The 23180-nt window shown below is 65.7% G+C and carries 23 protein-coding genes and 3 pseudogenes; 10 read left to right on the forward strand and 16 right to left on the reverse strand.

From position 1 onward, the window contains the following. Positions 1-153 precede the first annotated feature (153 nt). The 3 genes and pseudogenes from JHD63_RS15685 to JHD63_RS15695 all read left to right on the forward strand — a co-directional run. A pseudogene (locus JHD63_RS15685) lies at positions 154-954 on the forward strand (FtsX-like permease family protein); the annotation flags it as partial. A 28-nt stretch (positions 955-982) separates the two neighbouring features. After that, entirely contained in the window at positions 983-2038 is a 1056-nt protein-coding gene (locus JHD63_RS15690; RefSeq protein WP_198971744.1) for a PLP-dependent cysteine synthase family protein, read from the forward strand. 39 nt (positions 2039-2077) lie between these two features. Then, entirely contained in the window at positions 2078-3148 is a 1071-nt protein-coding gene (locus JHD63_RS15695) for a lipocalin-like domain-containing protein (protein WP_198971745.1), read from the forward strand. 115 nt (positions 3149-3263) lie between these two features. On the opposite strand, the pseudogene JHD63_RS15700 reads toward JHD63_RS15695, so the two are convergent. From JHD63_RS15700 to JHD63_RS15730, 7 genes and pseudogenes are all read right to left on the reverse strand, one after another. Continuing rightward, positions 3264-3440, reverse strand: a pseudogene (locus tag JHD63_RS15700) (sugar phosphate isomerase/epimerase); the annotation flags it as partial. A gap of 24 nt (positions 3441-3464) precedes the next feature. Beyond that, positions 3465-3650: pseudogene (locus JHD63_RS15705) on the reverse strand (4-hydroxyphenylpyruvate dioxygenase); the annotation flags it as partial. Positions 3651-3741: 91 nt separating this feature from the next. Continuing rightward, complete coding sequence (locus JHD63_RS15710) at positions 3742-4734, reverse strand: branched-chain amino acid ABC transporter permease (protein ID WP_198971746.1); 993 nt, start codon at positions 4732-4734, stop codon at positions 3742-3744. 70 nt (positions 4735-4804) lie between these two features. Continuing rightward, positions 4805-5680, reverse strand: a complete 876-nt coding sequence (locus tag JHD63_RS15715) for a branched-chain amino acid ABC transporter permease (RefSeq protein WP_198971747.1) — start codon at positions 5678-5680, stop codon at positions 4805-4807. A 59-nt stretch (positions 5681-5739) separates the two neighbouring features. Continuing rightward, positions 5740-6936 carry an ABC transporter substrate-binding protein gene (locus tag JHD63_RS15720; protein ID WP_198971748.1) on the reverse strand — a complete coding sequence of 399 codons (1197 nt, stop codon included), beginning with the start codon at positions 6934-6936 and terminating at the stop codon, positions 5740-5742. 51 nt (positions 6937-6987) lie between these two features. After that, positions 6988-7725 carry an ABC transporter ATP-binding protein gene (locus JHD63_RS15725; RefSeq protein ID WP_198971749.1) on the reverse strand — a complete coding sequence of 246 codons (738 nt, stop codon included), beginning with the start codon at positions 7723-7725 and terminating at the stop codon, positions 6988-6990. 2 nt (positions 7726-7727) lie between these two features. Further along, a complete protein-coding gene (locus JHD63_RS15730; RefSeq protein WP_198971750.1) occupies positions 7728-8501 on the reverse strand; it encodes an ABC transporter ATP-binding protein in 774 nt (257 codons plus the stop codon). Between the two features lie 303 nt (positions 8502-8804). Between JHD63_RS15730 and JHD63_RS15735 the strand changes: the two genes are divergently transcribed. The 4 genes from JHD63_RS15735 (at position 8805) to egtD (ending at position 11680) form a co-directional block, all read left to right on the forward strand. Next, a complete protein-coding gene (locus JHD63_RS15735) occupies positions 8805-9026 on the forward strand; it encodes a CsbD family protein (protein ID WP_198971751.1) in 222 nt (73 codons plus the stop codon). A gap of 38 nt (positions 9027-9064) precedes the next feature. Further along, entirely contained in the window at positions 9065-9307 is a 243-nt protein-coding gene (locus tag JHD63_RS15740) for a hypothetical protein (protein ID WP_198971752.1), read from the forward strand. Positions 9308-9413: 106 nt separating this feature from the next. Next, positions 9414-10703 carry an ergothioneine biosynthesis protein EgtB gene (gene egtB / locus JHD63_RS15745; RefSeq protein ID WP_370590538.1) on the forward strand — a complete coding sequence of 430 codons (1290 nt, stop codon included), beginning with the start codon at positions 9414-9416 and terminating at the stop codon, positions 10701-10703. After that, positions 10700-11680 (forward strand): L-histidine N(alpha)-methyltransferase, encoded by a 981-nt coding sequence (gene egtD / locus JHD63_RS15750; protein WP_198971753.1) that lies wholly within the window; start codon positions 10700-10702, stop codon positions 11678-11680. Before egtB ends, egtD begins: the two co-directional genes overlap by 4 nt. A 118-nt stretch (positions 11681-11798) precedes the next feature. Here egtD and JHD63_RS15755 read toward each other — a convergent pair whose 3' ends face one another. The 4 genes from JHD63_RS15755 to JHD63_RS15770 form a co-directional block, all read right to left on the reverse strand. After that, on the reverse strand, positions 11799-13370 hold the full coding sequence (locus tag JHD63_RS15755) for a DHA2 family efflux MFS transporter permease subunit (RefSeq protein ID WP_198971754.1): 1572 nt from the start codon (positions 13368-13370) through the stop codon (positions 11799-11801). A gap of 11 nt (positions 13371-13381) precedes the next feature. After that, positions 13382-14707, reverse strand: coding sequence for an efflux RND transporter periplasmic adaptor subunit (locus tag JHD63_RS15760; protein ID WP_198971755.1), 1326 nt, complete (start codon positions 14705-14707; stop codon positions 13382-13384). Between the two features lie 64 nt (positions 14708-14771). Beyond that, positions 14772-16304: an efflux transporter outer membrane subunit gene (locus tag JHD63_RS15765; protein ID WP_198971756.1), complete on the reverse strand. Its 1533-nt coding sequence runs from the start codon at positions 16302-16304 to the stop codon at positions 14772-14774. Beyond that, positions 16301-16816, reverse strand: a complete 516-nt coding sequence (locus JHD63_RS15770; protein WP_233168248.1) for a MarR family winged helix-turn-helix transcriptional regulator — start codon at positions 16814-16816, stop codon at positions 16301-16303. Before JHD63_RS15770 ends, JHD63_RS15765 begins: the two co-directional genes overlap by 4 nt. A 130-nt stretch (positions 16817-16946) precedes the next feature. Here JHD63_RS15770 and JHD63_RS15775 point away from each other — a divergent pair, with 130 nt between their 5' ends. The 3 genes from JHD63_RS15775 to JHD63_RS15785 all read left to right on the forward strand — a co-directional run bounded on the left by JHD63_RS15775 (position 16947) and on the right by JHD63_RS15785 (position 19463). Continuing rightward, complete coding sequence (locus JHD63_RS15775) at positions 16947-17165, forward strand: hypothetical protein (protein WP_233168243.1); 219 nt, start codon at positions 16947-16949, stop codon at positions 17163-17165. 175 nt (positions 17166-17340) lie between these two features. Further along, positions 17341-17907 carry a phasin family protein gene (locus JHD63_RS15780; RefSeq protein ID WP_198971759.1) on the forward strand — a complete coding sequence of 189 codons (567 nt, stop codon included), beginning with the start codon at positions 17341-17343 and terminating at the stop codon, positions 17905-17907. 338 nt (positions 17908-18245) lie between these two features. Beyond that, on the forward strand, positions 18246-19463 hold the full coding sequence (locus JHD63_RS15785; RefSeq protein ID WP_198971760.1) for a tyrosine-type recombinase/integrase: 1218 nt from the start codon (positions 18246-18248) through the stop codon (positions 19461-19463). A 168-nt stretch (positions 19464-19631) separates the two neighbouring features. Here the strand turns inward: JHD63_RS15785 and JHD63_RS15790 are convergent, their stop codons facing one another. From JHD63_RS15790 to JHD63_RS15810, 5 genes are read right to left on the reverse strand one after another with little or no spacing between them, the layout of a single operon-like run. Next, on the reverse strand, positions 19632-20213 hold the full coding sequence (locus JHD63_RS15790; protein WP_198971761.1) for a TIR domain-containing protein: 582 nt from the start codon (positions 20211-20213) through the stop codon (positions 19632-19634). A 2-nt stretch (positions 20214-20215) separates the two neighbouring features. After that, positions 20216-20704, reverse strand: a complete 489-nt coding sequence (locus JHD63_RS15795) for a TIR domain-containing protein (RefSeq protein WP_198971762.1) — start codon at positions 20702-20704, stop codon at positions 20216-20218. 16 nt (positions 20705-20720) lie between these two features. Further along, entirely contained in the window at positions 20721-21335 is a 615-nt protein-coding gene (locus tag JHD63_RS15800) for an SLOG domain-containing protein (RefSeq protein ID WP_198971763.1), read from the reverse strand. Between the two features lie 3 nt (positions 21336-21338). Beyond that, entirely contained in the window at positions 21339-22481 is a 1143-nt protein-coding gene (locus JHD63_RS15805) for a toll/interleukin-1 receptor domain-containing protein (RefSeq protein WP_198971764.1), read from the reverse strand. 11 nt (positions 22482-22492) lie between these two features. Further along, complete coding sequence (locus JHD63_RS15810; RefSeq protein ID WP_198971765.1) at positions 22493-23002, reverse strand: toll/interleukin-1 receptor domain-containing protein; 510 nt, start codon at positions 23000-23002, stop codon at positions 22493-22495. Between the last annotated feature and the right edge of the window lie 178 nt (positions 23003-23180).

Genomic DNA, 23180 nt, shown 5'->3' on the forward strand with positions numbered 1-23180 from the left:
CCCCCCCCCCCCCCCCCCCCCCCCCCCCCCCCCCCCCCCCCCCCCCCCCCCCCCCCCCCCCCCCCCCCCCCCCCCCCCCCCCCCCCCCCCCCCCCCCCCCCCCCCCCCCCCCCCCCCCCCCCCACAACCTTTTTTAGATGTGTATAAGAGACAGTGCCGCCGGGGCGCATCGGCATCTACGTGAGCGAGGCCGTGGTGGACCTGTACGGCGCCCGGCCGGGCACGGATTTCGCTCCGCTTTCAGAGGCTTTCAGGGCTGAAGCCCAGGAAAAACCTGGGCATTCAGCTACATTTTTTGTAGCAGGCGTGTGGCGCGACTATGTGCGCCAGTTCGGCGCCATCAGCATCGACCGCGACGACTTCATCCGCCTGGGCGGCGACCGCGCGGCCAACGACCTGGCGCTGTGGCGCGCCCCGGGCACCGACGCGGCCACGCTGCAGCAGGCGGTGCGCGCGCTGGCCGAGCAGATGCTGGGCCCGGGCGCGCCGCTGGAGTTTGCGGCACCCGGGGCGATCCGCGCCAATTCGCTGCGCATCTTCGACCGCAGCTTTGCCGTCACCTACTGGCTGCAAGCGGTGGCCATCGGCATCGGGCTGTTCGGCGTGGCGGCGAGCTTCGGCGCGCAGGTGCTGGCGCGGCGCAAGGAGTTCGGCCTGCTGGCGCACCTGGGCCTGACGCGGCGCCAGATCCTGGCCGTGGTGGCCGGCGAAGGCGCGGCCTGGACGGGCGCCGGCGCGGCCGCGGGCATCGTGCTCGGGCTGGCGGTGTCGCTGGTGCTGGTGCTGGTGGTGAACCCGCAGAGCTTCCACTGGACCATGGACCTGCGCGTGCCCTGGCTGCGCCTGCTGGCCCTGGCCGCCGCGGTGGCCGCCGCCGGCACGCTGACGGCGCGCATCGCCGGCGGCGCCGCGGCCGGGCGCGATGCGGTGCTGGCGGTCAAGGAGGACTGGTGAAAGAGCCAAAGACAAAGACAATGTGCGCATGACGACCTCCACCCCCTGGCTCGATGCAGCCATCGCCCGCATCGAAGCCGACTACCAGCGCAGTGCCGATACGCACCTGATCCCGCTGCCCCTGCCCGGCCTGGCCCGCCACGGCATCGACCTGTACCTGAAGGACGAGTCCACCCACCCCACGGGCAGCCTCAAGCACCGGCTGGCGCGCTCGCTGTTCCTGTACGCGCTGTGCAATGGCTGGGTGCACGAGGGCGCGACCATCGTCGAGGCTTCGAGCGGCTCCACCGCCATCAGCGAAGCCTACTTCGCGCGCCTGCTGGGCCTGCCCTTCGTCGCGGTGATGCCGCGCGGCACCTCGGCCGAGAAGATCGCGCAGATCACCTTCTACGGCGGCCGCTGCGAGTTCGTGGACAGCGCCGCCCAGGTGTACGAGCACGCGCGCGCCCTCGCGGCGCGGGCCGGCGGCCACTACATGGACCAGTTCACCTATGCCGAGCGCGCCACCGACTGGCGCGGCAACAACAACATCGCCGAAAGCATGTTCGCGCAGATGTCCTGCGAGCGCCACCCGGTGCCGCACTGGATCGTGGTGGGCGCCGGCACCGGCGGCACCAGCGCCACCATCGGCCGCTACCTGCGCTTTCGGCGCCACGCCAGCCAGGTCTGCGTGGCCGACCCGGAGGGCTCGGTGTTCACCGCCTACCACCGCACCGGCGACTCCAGCCTCACCGCGCCGGGCTCGCGCATCGAAGGCATCGGCCGCCCGCGCGTGGAGCCGAGCTTCGTGCGCAGCCTGGTGGAGCGCATGGAGGAAGTGGCCAACGCCGACTCGATCGCCGCCATGCGCTGCCTGTCCGAGCTGCTGGGCCGGCGCGTGGGCCCGTCCACCGGCACCAACTTCGTCGTCATGCTAACCCTGGCGCAGGAGATGCGGGCGCGCGGCGAGACCGGCTCGATCCTGTCGCTGCTGTGCGATGCAGGCGAGCGCTACCTGGGCACCTACCATGACCCGGCATGGGTCGCACAGCACATCGGCGACTGCGCCGCGGCCCGCGCGCGGCTCGACGCGCTGCTGGAGTAGCGGGTGCAGCCCCGCTGGTCGAGGCGACGGGGGCTCGGCATGCTGGCCGCCGCCCTGCTGGGCGGGGCGCGCCCGGCGCGGGCGCTGCCGGCGCAGCCGCTGGTGTTCCCGCGCGACCTGGGCGCGCACCCCGGCTTTCGCACCGAGTGGTGGTACGTCACCGGCCATGCCGGCAGCGGCGGGCGCGGCTTTGGCTTTCAACTGACCTTCTTTCGCTCGCGCGTGGCGGCCGCGCAGGCACTGGCCTCGCGCCTGGCCGCCCGGCAGCTCGTGTTCGCGCATGCGGCGGTGACCGACCTTGCCGCTGGCCGGCTGCTGCACGACCAGCGCATCGCGCGCTGGTCCGGCGAGCCGGACAACCCGGCCGACCTGGCCACGGCCAGCGTTCAGGACACCGCGCTGGCGCTGGGCGACTGGCGCTTGCGCCGCGCTGGCGATGGCGCCTACCACGCGCGGCTGCCGGCCAGCGATTTCACGCTCGACCTGCAACTGCGCGAAACCCAGCCGCTGCTGCTGCAGGGCGACGCCGGCCTCTCGCGCAAAGGCCCCGACCCGGCGCAGGCCAGCTACTACTACAGCCTGCCGCAACTGGCCGTGACCGGCGCGCTCACGCTGCAAGGCCAGCGCTTCGCGCTCGATACGCCCGGCGCGCGCTCCGGCGTGGCCTGGCTGGACCATGAATGGAGCGACGAACTGCTGCATCCCGAGGCCGTGGGCTGGGACTGGATCGGCATCAACCTGTTCGACGGCAGCGCCCTCACCGCCTTCGGCCTGCGCCGGCGCGACGGCAGCACGCTCTGGGCCGGGGGCTCCTTCCGCGCACGCGGCGGCCCGGTGCAGCCCTTTGCGCCCGAGTCCGTGCAGTTCGCCCCCGGCCGCCGCTGGCGCAGCCCGCGCACCGGCGCGGACTACCCCGTGGCCTGGGACATCGCCACGCCCGCCGGCCGCTTCGCCGTGCAAGCGCTGCTGGACGACCAGGAACTCGACAGCCGCGGCTCCACCGGCGCGGTGTACTGGGAGGGGCTGTCGGAACTGCGCGATGCCGCGGGCGCCGTGCTCGGCCGGGGCTATCTGGAAATGACGGGCTACGTGGCGGCGCTGCGGCTGTGAGCGGGCGCCGCCGCCTTGGTGCCCGCGGCGGGCGGGAGCCCGGCATTTTCAGATAGAAAAGCGGCTGCAGCCCAGTTAATACATGGGCTTCATGCTACACATTCAATAGCAACCATCAGCGCACGCCGGTGCGCAGCTTCAACTGGTTGGGCAGCGGCACCGAGCGGTGCAGCACGCCTTCCGCCAGCCAGACAGCGCCACGGCGCGCGCGCTCGGCCACGGTGGGCGGGGGGATCTGCTGGTAGTCGTCGTTGAAGACCTCGAAGCTGTAGTCGCCGCGGTGGCCCAGTCGGCCACCGGCGCGCTGTGCACGCCCGCGGTAGAGCAGCACCTCGCGCGAGCAGTGCCGCGCCACGGGCCGGAAGCCCATGGTCTCCAGCATCTGGCCCAGCGCCTGCGGCGTGCTGGTGGCGTATTCGATGAATTCGATACCGCACAGGCCCAGCAGGTTGGCGGAATCGCGCAGAGGCTCCCGGTCGTTGGCCTTCATGCGTGCTTGCATCCTTGGTCTGGCCCGCACGATCATGGCATAGCGCGTGCAAACCGGCGCGGGCGCCAGGCCCGGGGCATGCCGCGCCCCGGCCTGCGCCGCTTCAGGAAGGCTCGCCGCGGCGGCGCCAGCGGCCGAACAGGGCGATGACCTCGCCCATCACGCCGCGCCGGAAGGCCAGCACGCAGATGACGAAGATCAGGCCCGTGACCATGGTCCCCGATTCGCCCAGGGTATTGAACCAGTCGATGGTGGTCAGCGCGGCCAGCAGGTGGCCCAGCTCGCCGATCTTGTTCTCGAGCAGCACCACCACGGCCGCGCCGACGATCGGCCCCGACAGCGTGCCCAGCCCGCCCACCAGCGTCATCAGGATCACCTGGCCCGAGGCGCTCCAGTGCACGTCCGACAGCGTGGCAAAGCCCAGCACCAGCGTCTTGAGCGAGCCCGCCAGCCCCGACAGCGCGGCCGAGAGCACGAAGGCCAGCAGCTTGAAGCGGTGCGTGTCGTAGCCCAGCGATATGGCGCGCGGCTCGTTCTCCTTGATGCCCTTGAGCACCTGCCCGAAGGGCGAGTGGATGGTGCGCGCGATCAGCAGGAAGGACAGCACCACGATCACCAGTGCCACGTAGTACATGGTGAGGTCGCCGGAGAGGTCCAGCACGCCGAACAGCTTGCCGCGCGGCACGCCCTGCAGCCCGTCCTCGCCGCCGGTGAAGTGGGCCTGCAGGCAGATGAAGAACAGCATCTGCGCCAGCGCCAGCGTGATCATGGAGAAGTAGATGCCCTGGCGCCGGATCGCCAGCACGCCGAACAGCCAGCCCAGCGCGGCGCCCGTGGCGGTGCCCAGCAGCAGGCCCAGCTCGGGCGTCACGCCCCAGACCTTCATGGCATGCCCGGCCACGTAGGCCGAGCCGCCCAGGAAGGCCGCATGGCCGAAGGACAGCAGGCCGGTATAGCCCAGCAGCAGGTTGAAGGCGCAGGCAAAGAGCGCGAAGCACATGAGCTTCATCACGAAGATCGGGTAGGCGCCGGCAAAAGGCGCCACCAGCAGCGCCAGCAGCAGCAGGCCGTAGATGATGGTGGAGATTCTTTTCATGGCGTCCTGCCCTCGGGCATTGCCTTGGGGCAGCCGTGCCCTGCAGGCAGTGCGCAGCCTTGGGGGTGTTTCATTTCTCTTTCCCGAATAGGCCCGCGGGCCGGGTCAGCAGCACGATGACCATGATGACGAACACCACCGTGGACGAAGCCTCGGGGTAGAACACCTTGGTGAAGCCCTCGATCACCCCCAGCCCGAGGCCGGTCAGGATCGAGCCCAGGATGGAGCCCATGCCGCCGATCACGACCACCGCGAACACCACGATGATCAGGTTCTGCCCCATGAGGGGCGAGATCTGGATCACAGGCGCCGCCAGCACGCCGGCAAAGGCCGCCAGCGCCACGCCGAAGCCGTAGGTCAGCGTGATCATGAGCGGCACGTTGACGCCGAAGGCCTCGACCAGCCGCGGGTTCTCGGTGCCGGCGCGCAGGTAGGCGCCCAGGCGCGTCTTCTCGATCATGAACCAGGTTGCGAAGCACACCACCAGGGACGCCAGCACCACCCAGGCGCGGTAGTTGGGCAGGATCATGAAGCCGAGGTTGGTGGCGCCGTCGAGCAGTTCCGGCGCGTCGTAGCCCAGGCCCGAGACGCCGTAGACCGAGCGGAACGCGCCCTCGATCAGCAGCGTCAGCCCCAGCGTGAGCAGCAGCCCGTACAGGTGGTCGAGCTTGTAGATGCGGCGCAGCAGCAGCCGCTCGATCAGCATGCCGAAGAGGCCCACCAGCACCGGCGCGGCCGCCAGCATCACCCAGTAGTTGATGCCGAAATAGTTCATTCCCATCCAGGCCAGGATCGCGCCCATCATGAACAGCGCGCCATGCGCGAAATTGATGACGTTGAGCAGCCCGAAGATCACCGCCAGCCCGAGGCTGAGGATGGCATAGAACGAGCCATTGACCAGCCCCAGCAGCAACTGGCTCATCAAGGAGGGAAGAGAAATATTCATGGGCGGGACTTCACCGGACCTGTTGTGTCTTCTTCAGAGCGCTGCCGCCGGCAGGCGGCCTACTTCCAGAGGCTGCACCTGGTCTCGGCCTTGGTGGTGAACACCTGGTCGCCGGGCAGCTTGGCCACGACCTTCAGGTAGTCCCAGGGCTTCTTGGATTCGGCGGGCGACTTGGCCTCCACCAGGTACATGTCGTGGATGAAGCTGCCGTCCGCGCGGATCTGGCCCTTGCCGTAGAAATCGTCGATCTTCATGCTCTTGAGCTGGGCCATGACCTTGTCGGCGTCCGTGGTCTTGGCCGCGGCCACGGCCTTGAGGTAGGTCGTGGTGGCGGAATAGTCGGCCGCCTGCACGTCGGTCGGCATGCGCTTGGTCTTCTCGAAGAAGCGGGCGCCGAACTTGCGGGTCTCGTCGTTCAGGTCCCAGTACCAGCTCGTGGTGTGCAGCAGGCCCTCGGTGTTCTTCAGGCCCAGGCTGTGGATGTCGGAGAGGAACACCAGCAGGCCGGCGGTCTTCATGCTCTTGTTGATGCCGAATTCGCGCGCCGCCTTGATCGCGTTGATGGTGTCGCCGCCCGCATTGGCCAGGCCCAGGATCTGCGCCTTGGAGTTCTGCGCCTGCAGCAGGAAGGAGGAGAAGTCCGAGGCGTTGAGCGGATGCTTGACCGAACCCAGCACCTTGCCGCCCTTCTCCTGCACGATCTTGGTGGTGTCGTCCTGCAACGCCTGGCCGAAGGCGTAGTCGGCGGTGAGGAAGAACCAGGTCTTGCCGCCGCGGTCGACCACCGCGGCGCCCGTGCCCTTGGCCAGCGCCACCGTGTCGTAGGCGTAGTGCACCGTGTAGGGCGTGCAGGCCTCGTTGGTCAGCGCGGAGGAGCCGGCGCCGTTGTTGAAGTAGACGCGCTTCTTTTCCTCTGCCACCTTGGCCGTGGCCAGCGCGACGCCGGAATTGGTGCCGCCGAAGATCATGGTCACGCCTTGCGTGTCGATCCATTCGCGCGCCTTGGAGGCGGAGATGTCGGCCTTGTTCTGGTGGTCGGCCGTGAGCAGTTCGATCGGCTGGCCCAGCACCTTGCCGCCGAAGTCGTCGATGGCCATCTGGATCGCGGTGGCGCCGCCCTTGCCCTCCACGTCGGAATACAGGCTGGACATGTCGGTGATGAATCCGATCTTCACCTTCTCCTGCGCCTGGGCGGCCTGCGAGGCCAGGCCCGCGGCGGCGAGCGTGAGGGAAAGGGCAGTCAGGCGGTATTTCATGGAAGTCTCCTGTTGGATGAGCTTGTGGGACGGAGGGGAGCGGCGAAGGGATCAGACGTTGAGCAGTTCGTGCAGCAATGGCATCTTCTGTTCGAGCTGGGCAGAGACGAACTGCAGCGCGATGCGGCCATGCTCCATGACGTAGAAGCGGTCGGCCAGCGGCGCGGCGAAATGGAAGTTCTGCTCCACCATGACGATGGTGTAGCCCTTCTGGCGCAGCGTGACGATCATGCGCGCCAGCGCCTGCACGATGACCGGCGCCAGGCCTTCGGATATCTCGTCGAGCAGCAGCAGCCGCGCGCCGGTGCGCAGGATGCGCGCCACCGCGAGCATCTGCTGCTCGCCGCCCGACAGGCGCGTGCCGGGGCTGTGGCGGCGCTCGGCCAGGTTGGGGAACATGGCGTAGATCTCGTCGAGCGACATGCCGGCGCCGGTGCCCTGCCCTGCGCCTTTCAATACCGGCGGCAGCAGCAGGTTCTCTTCGCAGCTCAGGCTGGCGAAGATGCCGCGCTCCTCCGGGCAGTAGCCGATGCCGCAGTGGGCGATGCGGTGCGTTGGCATCTCGACCGTCTCGACGCCGCCGACCTTGACCGACCCGGTGCGGCGCCCGACCAGGCCCATGATGGCCCGCAGCATGCTGGTGCGGCCTGCGCCGTTGCGCCCGAGCAGGGTCACGACCTCGCCGGGCTGCACCAGCATGTCCACGCCATGCAGCACGTGCGACTCGCCGTACCAGGCCTCGAGGTTGCTGATCTCCAGCGCCGGCACCGGGTCCGAGGACACGATCATCATCAGTGCGCCCCCTGCAACTGGCCTTCGGTGGTGCCCATGTAGGCCTCCATCACCAGCGGGTTGCGCGAAACCTCGGCATAAGGCCCTTCGGCCAGCACCGCGCCACGCTGCAGCACGGTGATCTTGTCGGCGATGGTCGATACCACCTTCATGTTGTGCTCCACCATCAGCACGGTGCGGCCGGCCGCGACCTTCTTGATCAACTGGGTGACGCGCTCGACGTCTTCGTGGCCCATGCCCTGGGTCGGCTCGTCGAGCAGCATCAATTCGGGCTCCATCGCCAGCGTGGTGGCGATCTCCAGCGCGCGCTTGCGGCCATAGGGCAGGTTGACCGTCTCCTCGTGCGCCAGATCGCGCAGGCCCACCTCCTGCAACAGCTCGAGCGCGCGTGCATCGAGCTGCTCCAGCATGCGCTCGCTGCGCCAGAACTGGAACGACACGCCGAGCCGGCGCTGCAAGCCGAGCCGGACGTTCTCCATCAACGTGAGATGCGGGAACACCGCCGATATCTGGAACGAGCGGATGATGCCCCTGCGCGCGATCTGGGCCGGGCGCTCGCGCGTGATGTCGTGCCCGTTGAAGACGATGCGGCCGGAGGTGGGCTCCAGGAACTTGGTCAGCAAGTTGAAGCAGGTGGTCTTGCCCGCGCCATTGGGGCCGATCAGCGCATGGATGCTGCCGCGGCGCACCGCGAGGTTCACGGAATTCACAGCCGTGAAGCCGCGGAATTCCTTGCTCAGCTGCTCGGTCTGCAGGATCAAATCGTCGGACATGCGCTAATGGCTCCCTCACGGGTTGGCCCCGCGTGAACATGGGTGCTGCGTTGCAGCGCACGCGGCCCCCTCATGAATGTTCACCATCGTAGGGACCGCATGGAGCCTTGCGTATTGGGGCAAGTGCCTATGCGTGCAGCGCAGCATTACAGCCCGCTTACAACGCACCGTAGTCCCGTGCCTACAGCCGTCAAGGCGGCGCTCCTATCCGGTCATGCCGGCGTGCAATCTAGAGTGCCTCCACGGCCCGGCCATGCACATGGACCGCCGGTCTTCCCCTCAACCCATCCGCAGGAGAACCACATGAACAACGACCGCATCGCCGGCAACTGGAAGCAGTTCAAGGGAAAGCTCAAGGAGCAATGGGGCAAGCTCACCGACGACGATCTGGACGTGATCCAGGGCCGGCGTGAACAGTTGCTCGGCCGCATCCAGGAACGCCACGGCATCAAGAAGGAAGAGGCCGAGCAGCAGGTCACCGAGTGGCACAAGCGCAACCCCGATTTCTTCTTCGAGAAGTCCTGAGCACCCCGGCTTTGCGCAAATACCCATACAGCATTCTCATGAAGAAGGCACTCATCGCCGTTGCAATCGCCTCCACCTGGGCCTTCGGTGCGCAGGCCATGACGGCGAGCGAGACACGCGCCAGCGATGGCTCCGTGGCCAAGGTGGCTGAAGCGCGCAAGAAAGCCGCGGAAGACAAGACCGACGCCAACTACGCTGCGGCCAAGGAGCGCTGCGACGCGCTCTCGGGCGCCAGCAAGGATGCCTGCGTGAACGACGTGAAGGCCAATCTCGGCGAGTAAGGATGACGACGGCCGTTTAGATGGGTCTCCCCAGTTCGGGCGAAAGGGAAGCGATCTTTCCCGATCGCCCGTTTTTTGTCATGCATCATGCATCGCAGGAGCGCCGGTGACGCAAGATTCCATTCCCTCCTCGGCGGCTCCCGCGGATACGCGAACGGTCTGGCAGCAGCGGCTGGCCAGCGTGCGGCAGCACACCGCTGCGCTCGCGGCGCCTTTGTCGCCAGAAGACCAGTGCGTGCAGTCCATGCCCGACGCCAGCCCGGTCAAATGGCACCTGGCCCATAGCACCTGGTTCTTCGAAGCCCTGGTGCTGCCTCAGATGTGGCCCGACTACCGGCCATTCGACAGCCAGTTCCTCTACCTGTTCAATTCCTACTACGAATCCCTCGGTACGCGCCACCCAAGGCCCCAGCGCGGGCTGCTCACCCGTCCGTCGGCACAGCAGATCCAGGAGTACCGCGCGCATGTCGATGCGGCGCTGCACCGCGCCATCGCGGAGTGCGACGACGCCACCTGGCAGCAGGTGCGGCTCCTGCTGCTGCTCGGCCTGCAGCATGAACAGCAGCACCAGGAACTGATCCTGACCGACATCCTGCACCTGCTGTCGTGCAACCCGTTGCAGCCGGCCTACGAGCGCACGCCTGCGGCCGGCCTGCGCCTTGCCGCATCGCACCGGCCGATGCGGTGGCAGGCCATGCCGGGAGGCGTGGTGCATATCGGCCACGCGCCGCCGCCCGATGCTGCCGAAGACAGTTTCGCTTTCGACAATGAGCTGCCCCGGCACCCGGCACTGCTCGCGCCCTACGAGATTGCGGACCGGCTCGTGACCTGCGGCGAGTACGCGCAGTTCATCGCCGATGGCGGCTACCGCCGGCCCCAGCACTGGCTGTCAGACGGCTGGGCCGCCGTGCAGGCCCAGGGCTGGGCCGCGCCGCTCTACTGGCGCAGCCCGGAGGACCCGCGCGTGGCGTCGCGCCAGGCGCTGCCGGCCGCGGACTGGTATGTGTTCGGCCTGCAAGGACTGCGCCCCATGGACCCGGAGGCCCCGGTCAGCCAGTTGAGCTTCTACGAGGCCGCGGCTTACGCCGACTGGGCCGGCGCGCGGCTACCGACCGAGCAGGAATGGGAGGCCGCCGCCAGCGCCCAGGTGCTGCAGCAGGCCACCGGGCTGGTCTGGCAGTGGACCCGCTCCTCCTACGACCCCTATCCCGGCTTTCGGCCGTTGGCTGGGACCGCCGCCGAGTACAACGGCAAGTTCATGGTCGGGCAACTGGTACTGCGAGGCAGCAGCGTTGCCACGCCGCCGGGTCATGCCCGCCCGAGCTATCGCAACTTCTTTCCGCCGGCCGCGCGCTGGCAGTTCTCCGGCCTGCGGCTGGCAAAGGATGCAGCATGACCCCGCCCCACCCCGCCCACCATTGCCGCGCGGAACGCCCGCGCCGCGCGGATTCGGACTTCGCGCGCGACCTGCAGGCGGGGCTGTCGCGGCGCCCTCGCGGCATCTCGCCCAAGTACTTCTATGACACCCAGGGCTCGGCGCTGTTCGACCGCATCTGCGCGCTGCCCGAGTACTACCCGACCCGCACCGAATGCGCACTGCTGGCCGAGCATGCGGACGAGATCGCGGCGCTGGCAGGCCCGCGTGCGGAGATCGTCGAGTTCGGCGCCGGCTCGCTGCACAAGGTGCGATTGCTGCTCGATGCCATGGACCGCCCCGCGCGCTACCTGCCGATCGACATCTCCGGCGAGCACCTGACGGCCGCTGCGCACGAACTGCGCCGCGCCTGCCCGCACCTGGAGGTGCAGCCGGTGGTGGCCGACTACACGCAGCGACTGCTGCTGCCGGCGTGCGCTGCCGGCAGCGGGCGACGGCTGGGCTTCTTTCCCGGATCGACCATAGGCAACTTCGATCCGGAAGAAGCCGAGCGCTTTCTGCGCGTGGCAGCCCAGGTGCTACGGGGCGGCGCCCTGCTACTCGGAGCCGACCTGGTGAAAGACCCCGCGCTGCTGCACGCGGCCTACAACGACACTGCGGGCGTGACTGCGGCCTTCAACCTGAACCTGCTGGCGCGCGCCAACCGGGAACTGGGCGCGGACTTCGACCTGAGCGGCTTCACGCACTGCGCCTTCTACAACGCCCCCCACCAGCGCGTGGAAATGCACCTGGTGAGCCGGCGCCGGCAGCAGGTCGAGGTCTGCGGAGAAGCCTTCGCATTCAACGAAGGCGAAACGCTGCACACCGAGCACTCCCACAAGTTCACGATAGACGGCCTGCGCGCCATGGCGGCCCGTGCCGGCTTTCGCCCCGGGCCGGCATGGACCGACCCGGAGCGCCTGTTCAGCGTGCATTGGCTGCAGGCGCCGACGGGCTGAATCACCCTCAGGCCTCGCACTTCGTGTCTTCGCCAACCCCCTGCGAGGGGGTACCGCCTGCGGCCTGGCAGAGCCAGATCCGAGGCGGTCTGCGCTTGGCCGGCTGCGCGGCCTTTTGTCAATGCGCGCCTGCCGCTGCGTCCGCGCTGCCGGCCGAGGGAGGCGCCGGGTGCGCGAGCCAGATCAAGGGCACCAGCAACAGGAAGATCAGGGCCGACGCATAGAAGATGTCGTTGGCCGCCAGCATGAAGGCCTGCTGGTCGATCAGGCGATTGACCTGCGCCAGAGCCTGCTCCCGCGTTAGCCCGCTGGCCACCAGCCCGCTGAGCGCTGCGGTCGCGGGGCCGCTGCCCAGGTTGATCGCCTCCGACAGCTGCGCATGGTGCAACGCCGCCCGGTTCTCCCATAGCGTCGTGACGACCGATGTGCCGATGGCCCCCGCGGTGATCCGCACGAAGTTCGACAGCCCCGACGCAGCAGGAATGCGCTCGGGCGGCAGGCCGGACAAGGTGATGGTCACCAGCGGCACGAAGAAGAAGGCCATGGCCACGCCCTGCACCAGCGTCGGAATGAGGATGGTGATGATGTCGGCCTGCGTGTTGAAGTGCGAGCGCATCCACAGCACCAGCGCGAACACCAGGAAGGCAAAGGTCGCGTAGCGGCGCGGGTCCACCTTGGCGATGGTCTTGCCCACGAACGGCGACAACAGCAGCGCAAAGAGCCCGACCGGCGCCGTCACCATGCCGGCCTGCGTGGCGGTGTAGCCCATGTACTGCTGCAGCCACAGCGGCAGCAGCACCACGTTGCCGAAGAACAGGCCGTAGCCCACCGAAGTGGCCACCGTGCCGGCCCAAAAGTTGCGGCGCCCGAACAGCGACAGGTCCACGACCGGATGCTTGTCCGTGAACTCCCAGGCCAGGAAGAACGCCAGGCCGACCGCGGCCACCACGGCCAGCGTCACCACCATGGGCGAATGGAACCAGTCATGCTCCTTGCCCAGGTCCAGCATGATCTGCATGGCGCCGACCCAGATCACCAGCAGCGCCAACCCGATGGAGTCGATGGGCAGCTTGCGTACCGGGCTGTCGCGGTGCCGGAAGATGCCCCAGGTGACCGAGGCCGCGATGATGCCCACCGGGATGTTGATGTAGAAGATCCAGGGCCAGGTCATGTTGTCGGTGATCCAGCCGCCCAGCAGCGGCCCCATCACCGGCGCCACGAGCGTGGTCATCGCCCACATCGCCATGGCGGTACCGGCCAGCGCCTTGGGGTAGCTGGCCAGCAGCAGCGTCTGCGACAAGGGGATCATCGGCCCCGCGACGAAGCCCTGCAGCGCACGGAAGGCGATCAGCGTCTCCATGTTGGGCGCCAGTCCGCACAGCCACGATGCCATCACGAACAGGACCACGCTGGTGATGAACAGGCGCACCTGGCCGAAGCGCTGCGACATCCAGCCGGTGAGCGGCACCGCGATCGCGTTGGCCACGGCGAAGCTGGTGATGACCCAGGTGCCCTGGGTCGGGCTCACGCCGAGGTCGCCGGCGATCGCGGGGAGCGACACGTTGGCGATCGACGTGTCGAGCACGTTCATGAACACCGCCGCGGACAGGGCGATGGTGCCCCAGGTCCGCGCCGAGCCTTCGAGCGGCGCGTGCGGAACGTGGGCCGCGGACTGTGGGGCGGAAGCCATTGGCCGCCCCCTCACTCCACGCCGGAGCCGTCATGCGACGGCGGCGCCTTCGCCAAAGCAGGCGGCGCCGTCACGGACTTGCCCGACGGGGACGCCAGGGCGCGGTCCGCGCGGCCGAGGTTTGCCGCGATCACGCGCTTGACCTCGGCCTCGGCGCCTTCGTCGAGGCGCTGGTACACCTCGGTCTGCGACAGCGCGGCAGCGTCGGCGCGCGGGGCGTCGGCCAGCATCTTGCCGTCCTTGCGCGACACGTCGATCTCGGCATCCATGGACAAACCCACGCGCAGCGGATTCTGCTGGAGCTGCTGCGGATCCAGCGCAATGCGTACCGGCACCCGCTGCACCACCTTGATCCAGTTGCCGGTGGCGTTCTGCGCCGGCAGCAGCGCGAACGCCGCGCCGGTCCCCACGCCCAGCCCCTGGACCGTGCCCTTGTATTCCACCTTCTTGCCATAGACGTCGGCCACCAGCTTCACCGGCTGGCCGATGCGGATGTTGCGCAACTGCACCTCCTTGAAGTTGGCATCCACCCAGACTTGGTTCAGCGGCACCACGGACATCATCGGCGTGCCGGCCGCCACGCGCTGGCCAAGCTGCACGGTGCGCTTGGCGACGTAGCCGTCCACCGGCGCCGGCATGTCCGAGCGCTGGGCGGCCAGATAGGCTTCGCGCACCTTGGCCGCGGCGGCCAGCACGGTGGGATGCTCCTCCACGCGGGTGCCGTCGGTCATGGCCTTGTTGCTGGCCAGTTGCTCGCGCGCGGCGGTCACGCCCGCCTCGGCGGCCGCCAGCGCACTCTTGGCGTTGTCGAGCTGCGTGCGGGCATGGTTCAGCTCTTCCTTGGACACCGCGCCGTTGCCCGACAGCGCCATGCGGCGGTTCAGGTCGTCGTTGGCGCGCGCGATGTCGGCCTTGGCCTTGGCGACGTCGGCCTGGCGCAGGGTGATCTGCGCCGCGAGCGAACCATTGTTGGCGTAGAGCGTGCGCGCCTGGCGCACGCTCTGTGCCAGGTTGGCCTCGGCCTGGGCCAGCGCGACGCGCGCATCGGCCGGGTCGAGGCGCACCAGCGGCTGGCCGGCCTTCACGAAGTCGGTGTCGTCGGCCATGATCGCCATGACCGTGCCGCCCACCTGGGGCGTGATCTGGATGACGTTGCCCTGCACGTAGGCGTTGTCGGTCGACTCATAGTGGCTCGCCACCAGGTACTCGTAAGCCCCCCAGCCCGCGCCAGCGATCACGACGATAAGGGCGATTGCGCTCAATGCCTTGCGGCGCCTGGGATTGCCGGCCGGAGCTGCAGCCTCTGCGGCGGGGGTTTTTGCTTGCGGTGCGTTCATGGATCGACTCCGAAAATCTTGAGGAATGCTCGGCTGGGCGGCGGAGGAAGCTGCGGCCACGAGATCAGTGATGGGCAGCGGCGACGACGGAGGCCACGGCCGGTAGTTCGTTGGCGACGTAGCCGCCCCCCAGGGCGCGCATCAGCGCCACCTGGTTGTCGAGGCGGCGGGCGGCCAGGTCCACGGCCTGGCGGCGCTGCGCCAGCACGGTGTTCTCGGCCGTCAGCACGTTGAGGTAGTTGCCCAGGCCCGCCTTGTAGCGCTGCAGGGCGATGGCGTAGGCGCCCTCGGCCGCGGCCTGCGCCTCGCGCTGCTCGGCCTGCTGCAGCGCGATCGAGCGCGACGACGCGACCTGATCGGCCACGTCGTGCACCGCGTCGAGCAGGCTGGCGTTGTAGCTCTCCACCGCGGCATCCAGGTCGGCCGTCTTGCCGCGCAGGTTGGCGCGCAGGCGGCCCGAATCGAAGATCGGCAGGCGGATGGCCGGGCCCACGCCCCATTCCCGGCTGCCGCCCTTGAGGAAGTCGTTGAACCCCAGGCTGTTCAGGCCGACGAAGGCCGTCAGATTCACGTCGGGATAGAACTGGGTCTTGGCGACGTCCACGTCCTTGAGCGCGGCCTCGACGCGCCACCGCGCGGCAGCGATGTCAGGCCGGCGTCCCAGCAGGTCCGCGGGAATGACCGCCGGCACGGCCACGCCCCGCACCTCGTCCAGCTCGGGCGCCTGGAGGTTCGCCACCGCCTGCGGCTGGCCGATCAGGGCGCCGATGGCGTTGCGGGTCAGCGCGATCTGCTCGCGCAGCGACTCCATCTGCTGGCGTGCCTCGGGCAGGCCACCTTCGCTCTGGCGCTGCTCGAGCTTGGTATCGAGCCCAGCGGAGACGCGGTCGCGCACCAGCTCGAGGGTCTCCTTGCGCTGCTCCAGCGTCCGTTCGGCCACCGCCAGTTGCGCCTGCAGCCGTGCCAGTTGGAAGTAGTTGCGCGCGACGTTGCTGGCCAGCAGCAGCCGCGCCGCCTGCTCGTCGGCCTTGGCGGCATTGGCCGACCCCAGGGCGGCCTCGAGCGCGGCACGGTTGCGGCCGAAGAAGTCGAGCTCCCAACTCCCCGAGGCCCGGGCCGTTGCCAGGTTGTAGGTGCCGCCGCCCAGCGGTGCGGGATAGATGCCGTTGGCGCTGAAATGCTGGCGCGTGGCATCCAGACTGCCATCGAGCCGCGGCCCTTCTGCGGCGCGGGCCGAATCGGTCACGGCCTGCGCGCGCGCCAGCCGGGCTTCAGCCTGCTTCAGGCTCGGGCTGTCCGAGAGCGCCTTGTCCACCAGGCTGTCGAGCTGCGCGTCGCCAAAACCGCGCCACCACTCGGTGGGCACTGCGATATCCGCAAACAGGTCCGGCGTGCCGGTGGCGGCGGACGGCAGGCCCAGCGACGCGCCGTCGCGCAGCTTCGCATGGGGCGCGATGCCGGCCATGTTGGCGCAGGCCGTCAGGCCCAGCGTCACCACCAGCGTGCCAAGGTACAGCAGCGCAGCGCCACGGTTGCTCCGCGCGGTTGCGCCTGCACCGGTTGGCGTGGATGGCGACAGGACTGTGTCGTTGTTCATGTTGTTGAGCCCCCTTCTGAATCGGTTGATGCGTTCGATGCCAGCGGCACGATGTTGATCAGGATGCGTGCCAGAAAATCCTTGAGCTGCCGGTATTCCTCGGCACTGAATCCCTGCGCCGCCACGCCCTGAATCCGGTCCAGGATGGCCGGGATCTGCGCCGCCGCGGCCAGCCCCTCGGCCGTCAGTTCCAGATTGACCACGCGCCGGTCTTCCACCGAGCGGCAGCGGCGGCACAAACCCTTGGCCTCCAGCCGGTCCAGCAGACGCGTCATGGCGCCCGCGTCCAGATGACAGCCGCGCGCCAGCGCGGCCACGGTGCAGTCCTGGTTCAGGTACATGCGCAGCAGCGGCTTCCATTGCGCGTCGGTCAGCCCCAGCGGCACCATCTGGCGCTCGATCTCCCCGCCCAGCAGGGTCACGATGCGCCGCATCTGGTAACCGATGCTCTCCTCCGTCGGCAATGCGTGGCAGAACGCAGGTACCTCTACCTTCTCGGAAGTGCCGGACATGGTTTCGAGCGCGCTCATGCCGCAACAATAATTGCCTAGGCATATTTTGTCAAGCTGCTATTTGCAGGAACATCCTTTGTCAGAGCAATTGCAGGGCGGCAATGGCCGGCACTGAACTACAGTCAGCCCCATGAAACTCTCTTCCATGCCCCCGCGCCAACTCATGCTGAGGGGCTTCGCCTGCATGCTCATAGGGCTTGCGATACTGGTCGCGCCGCAGTTGCTCTCTCCCGCATCGACCCTGCGCGAAGCGATCGGCGGCAGTGCCTGGGTGGGCTGGCTGGCCCTCGTACTCGGCGCCGGCCTGCTGGTAGCAGGGTGGCTGAGGCAAGGTCGCCGCGACTCCTAGCAGATTCCGGAAGATTCCGGAAAAGGGAATTTTGCTGCACCGCAACAAAAGATGCTTGATTTCGGTGCACGATGTCCTATACTTCGCTCATGTTGCACCGCAGCAATCGATGCGACAGAACTCCCAGGGGCAGGGAATATGCCCGAACGTCTATCCATTTTTTGAGGAGTTTGTGATGACCCTGACCGCCGACCAACTGCTGGCCGCCCACAAGGCCAATGTCGAAACCCTGTTCTCGCTGACCGCCAAGGCCTTCGAAGGCGTGGAAAAGCTGGTGGAACTCAACGTCACCGCGTCGCGCGCCGCGCTGGCTGATGCCGCCAACCACACCCAGGCCATCCTGAGCGTCAAGGACGCACAGGAACTGGTCGCTCTGCATGCCAGCATGCTGCAGCCGCTGGCCGAAAAGACCGCCGCCTACAGCCGCCACCTGTACGACATCGCCTCGGGCACCAGCGCCGAATTCGGCAAGGCAGCCGAAAGCAAGGTTGCGGAAGCCCATCAAGCCTTCACCGGCATGGTGGACAACGCCGCACGCAACGCGCCCGCCGGCTCCGAAACCGCTGTCGCAGTGCTCAAGAGCGCCGTTTCTGCCGCCAACAACGCTTTCGAGTCGGTCCAGAAGGCCGTCAAGCAGGCCACCGATGCGGCCGAAGCCAACTTCAACGCCGTGTCCGCCACGGCCGTGAACGCCGCCAAGAGCAGCGCCGCGACCACGGCGGCTGCCGCCCGCAAGCGCTAAGCCGCGGCGCCCCTCCGCAAAGGGGCGGTTTCACGCATATGCCAGCCGGTCATCCCGGCTGGCATTTTTTTTTGGGGTGATCGGATCAGGCGCATTGCGCCCTGGCAATTACCATCGCCGCTGCCTTCTTTCCTTTGCAGCCGACTCCTCATGAAAATTGCCACCTGAAGTGTGCATTGCGGTTTCAGGGGATCTCATGAAATCTCAGAATTTCTAAAAACCCCAAATAAATCAACAGATTGCAGTTGCACAGCGTCTCAAGTGATCAAGCGAAATTTCTTGACATCGCGATCATTTGGGGGCCTCATTGGGGGCCTCGAACGGCCGAGGCCACAAAGATGCTCACCACCATCCAAGTCAAATCCGCCAAGGCGCAAGACCGTGCCTACAAGCTCGCCGACAGCGGCGGGCTATACCTGCTCGTTCAGCCCAATGGATCGAAGCTCTGGCGCTACAAGTTCCGGGTGGGCGGGGTGGAAGGCAAACAGTCGTTCGGCGCGTTTCCCGAAGTCAGCCTGGCCGAAGCGCGGGGACTACACGGCGACTCCCGCCGGCTGGTCGCACAGGGCATCAACCCATCCCAGGCCAAGCAGGAGTTGAAGGTTGCTCGGGCACAAGAGCAACTGGAACGCGTGAACGGCACTTTTGCCGCTGTGATGTCGGATTGGGGCGCCGCCACTGCCGTCGGGCTACGCCCGTCGACCGTGAAGCAGCGCCAGCGCGAGATCGACAACGATCTGATGCCAAAGTTGAAGAACCGACCGATGGACAGCATCACACGGCTGGAGTTGACCGCGCTGCTGAAAGACGTTGAGAAACGTGCTCCCGAGGTGGCCCGAAATCTTCGCAACCATCTTTGGGGAATGTTCGAGCACGCGATCGACTCGGGGCTGATGGAAAACAACCCAGTGCCGCCACTGCGCGTCATGAAGAAGCGCAACCAGACGAACCATCCAGCCCTGGCTGGCGACCAGATCGGGGACTTTCTGCGCGCTCTCGATGCCGCTGCGACGATCAATGAGGAAACGCGCATCGCCATGCTGCTGGTCTTGTTGACCGCCTGCCGGAAGGCGGAGGTCATCGAAGCCCGCTGGGATGAGCTGGACCTGAAAGCTGCACATTGGGAAATCCCTGCGGGGCGCATGAAGGCGAAGCGGCCCCACTGGGTGCCGTTGTCACGCCAGGCCGTCGAGTTGCTCACACGCCTGCGCAAGATCGTTCCTGCCGGTCGCGAACACCTGTTTCCGAACCGACTGGACCCCCGCCGACCGATGGCCAATCGCAGTCTGAACGCATTGATGGAACGGCTTGGTTTCGGCGGAGAAGGCACGCCCCACGGCATGAGAGCGGCCTTCAGCACGCACTTCAATAGCCTTGGCGCGAGCGTCGACGTGATCGAACACTGCCTGGCACACGTGCCAGCCAATGCCGTGCGCGCGGCCTACAACCGGCACGCCTACCAAGATGAACGGCGCGTCATGCTCCAAGCGTGGGCGGATCACCTGGACCGTGCACGGCAGGAGCGTATCGCAGCGCCGCTTCGGCGCGTTCCGTAGCCGAATGCAAGGACTCAAATGGAAAAACCCGGCTCTAGGCCGAGGTGGGACTTTTGGGTCTTACGTGAAGGTGCCTAGGCTATGCGCCCATTGGAGCCCAACACCGACCTGTGGTTGATTTCCACGCAGAACTCACCCGCTGGATCACGGCTGGGTGGAAATCAACATTCAACCAGCCCAAGTGGCAAAGTTGTTGTACCCATCATCACCTGACCAACAATAGATTTTGTAGCCCAGGGACGAAAGTTTGAAGAGCTTCCCCCATCGATGCTCAGCAGCAGTATTTTTCAGTGTGTAGCCCGACAACTTAGCGTAGCCAACCCACTTTCCATCTTTGGCTTCCAATACCTCAACCTTCTTGCCATCGTCACCATATTTCAAGGCAAGATAATCGAACGGATTGGGGCCATTTGGCTTCGTCAGTTGATCCTTACCTTTGATTTGATTGATGTGAACCGCGAAGACACGGTTGCCTCTACAGAGGCTTTTGATAATTTCGTATCGTACCCAAGGGCGTTCATAGGTCTGACTGCCAACAAGGACACATGTGGCGGACGTGTTATCCAGCGCACCATTGATCATTCTCGTCATCCCAAGATCATTCGTCTTCTGCGCTTCCTCCCAGATCGATGCATCAAAGTATCCCGCCTCTTCACGATCTGCTTTCGCGACCCAGTGCTTGCGGACGACATTGACCCGAAACTCAATCACATCCTTGTAATGAAAGCTGAAGAAAACTCTCTTTGCCATGATTAGCGACTCGCAATAGCAGCTTCGATCCACTTCCCGATGTTTTGGCTGATGTATGCATAAACATCGCCACTGGCCGTGTAGGGTGGATCGTAGAGGTTAACGACGGCCGACAACTTGCGTCCATCTTTCAGCGTGAATTGATCAAACGGATTTGTTCCGGCGATCGTCGCCTGTCGACTGTGATCAAGTAGGCGGTGGATGCGGATACCGAGAAGCCCCTTGTTTCCATCATTCCAGGACTTCTCAATCTCGTACCTTACCCACTGCCGGCTCGCGGTTTCGGCACCTACCAGCACTATGGTGCAGCTTCGCCCAGTCAGTTGTTCGTCGATCCATCTGCGAATCGCCGCGTCACCGCCACGCTTCACCTCTTCCCACTTGTTGTCTGTGGCGGAAGGGTTGCCCTCAACGACGCCAATATTACGAATCTGAGATGCGCGCCAAGCATCTGATTGATAGTGAAAACTAAAAAATACCCTTCTCACCATATCGCGCTCCTTAGATTTAGCTACCGTCTTTCGTCGTTGGATTCACGGGTGTTTCTTGCATCGTCGAGGGGATCAATGCCGAGTAAAACAAGCCGGCGAAGTCCACGCTAAACAGCGCGGACTCCTTGAGAGTGCCGAGTCGCTCGGCAAGTTGGCGAGCAGCCCCACCGGGCGCTGCTACAGCCAGGGTAATGGCAGCAGGATGAAAGCGCCTGAACAGATCAAACTCTGCCTCGACGCCCTCCATGCCTCCAATGAATACTGCGGCAGTCAAATCCGTGCGCGACAACATGGCTTCACGCATCCTCAGGAGACTGGCATCTCTATCATTGGGTACAGCATCGACAAAAACGACATTGCCGAAGTGCTTGTTCTCGTCTGGAAAGCGATCTTCAAAAAATCGACTCTGGTACAGCACGACCGACTTCGCGTAATCAACTCCAAGGTCTTCGCAGATGGACCAGATCATTGGCGTGATGGCGGGATGACCGCCCCAGACAATCTGCTGCGTCTTGATCACGGCCATCACCAGTTCACGGACCGCGCACTGGATCAAAAACGGGTCCGCAGTTTCATGGTAATCGCCTCGACCGACCAAAGGCACACTTGCGGACAAGAAGATTGCGCCCATCTCTTATGCCTCCCAATCTGCGAACTGCCATGCGGCTTCGCTGGCCTTGACCCAGCGGGCGGCTCGAACATGGCTCCCCAACCAGTCGAGATGTTGGAGCCAGTTGGGGTGGAGGCCGATCGGGTCATACAACACGGCAACAGAGCGGTCTGGAGCATGGGTTGTCGCATCATGCAAGGTCATCGAGGTTGGTACCCCGACGGTGGGATAGACCACAACATCCCGCCCATCTGGCAGGTGAACAAAGACGGCCTTGTTGGGACCAACACCCGCTACCTGCCCCCCAATCTGTTCTACCGCATTGCGGATGTTGCTGACCAGGTTGAGATTGCGAACTGCATGGCTTTGGCTCCGAACGGCCTCAAGCTGCAAGCAGATTCGTGCTACGGCTTCCTCTTTCAGGCGACCGGTCGCGGGATCGACCTCGTCTGGTACAAGCTCAGCGCGGCTTGCAGTTCCGGTGCGTATCGACGGGGTCGAATCCGGCCACCCGACGCGGAGCACTGAAATGCCCTTGGCCAGAGCACGGCCGAATTCGGCGCTCGTCCATCGGCTACCAAAATAATTTGGAGTGTCGAGCATGACCAGAACATCCGAATCGCATAGGCGATGCCACAGCATGGCCTGAAAATCCTCAGCCGGAGCGATACCATGGGTGTCCAGGAAAACATCGAACAGCCGGGCTGAGAACGCATCGAACAGTTGCAAAGCAGCCTGCCTTGCCTCATCTCTGCGGTAGCTCACAAAGACACGGCGCTGACGGGGTAACAGGCCAGCGCATTCCAGTAGCGCCGAGGTAGTCCGCTGAACTCCGCCAACGTTGTAGGCTAAACAATTCAATGGGCGTAGTAGTGCCGGAATCTCTTCTTGAACTTTAGTGATATCGGAGACGACGGGCAATATCGGAATACCTCGGCGCAGCAAACTCTCCACATTCGTGGCCGGAGCGTCTGCGCCGCCAAAGAATACTGCAGCAGCTGATTTCGTTTGTGCTGGATCGAACACATTTGGTCGCACGTGCCAAGCGATCTCCTCGCCTAGGCGCAACCCAAATGGTGCAGTTGCCGCTGAGATACTGTTTTCGAGTTCGCCGAGGATTGCATCCGTAGGTGCCCCAAGGACAGCCAGTTCGTAAAGGATGGCCAACGCATTGCTCCTCAGAGATTCCTGACAAGCACACCATTGGTGTTCTGGCCGGGGTGCCATACAGCAAGTTCGTTCTTGTCCGACAGATCGACGCGGCGATACAGCTGGAGGTACTCGTTGCCGTGCGTCTGCGCGCCATCTTCGGTCGGAACAATCAAGATGCGGTCGAGTTGCTTCCGGCCGTCCGCATAGCCAATTTCCCAAGGACACCAACGCGAAGCCATCGACTTCGGCGTCGCCAGAAACAGAAAATACTCCAGATCAACGATTTTCTGCTTGATGCGCTGGGCAGTTTCCCGGTTCGGCGTGTCCGGCATTTCGGCATCCTGCCAGTCAATGTAAACACGCCACCCTGCATCGGACAGGAGTTGAACCAAGCCCTTGGCCAGATTCGCATCATGGTGGCTATGACACAGGAAGGCTGTTTTAACGCCCAATGTCCGGGCCTCGTTCAATGAACGGGCCACAACGGCCGTCTGTCGCATCGCAGCCGATCGCAGTGCATCAATCCTAATCGCCATATGGTGTCTCCTCGGTTTCGTCCATCTTTCCGCAGTTTTTCAGGCCAGAGCGATACTATGCATCGCTCGAAACTCTAGCGCTCTAATATCGCTCCGCGTCAACTGACCCATTACCTGAGCCGAATCGGCAAGGACACTTGCGGCTGAATCGGCACCAGCGTCTTGGCATAGGCGCGCA

Source organism: Xylophilus sp. ASV27, from assembly GCF_016428875.1.
Taxonomy (GTDB): domain Bacteria; phylum Pseudomonadota; class Gammaproteobacteria; order Burkholderiales; family Burkholderiaceae_C; genus Xylophilus.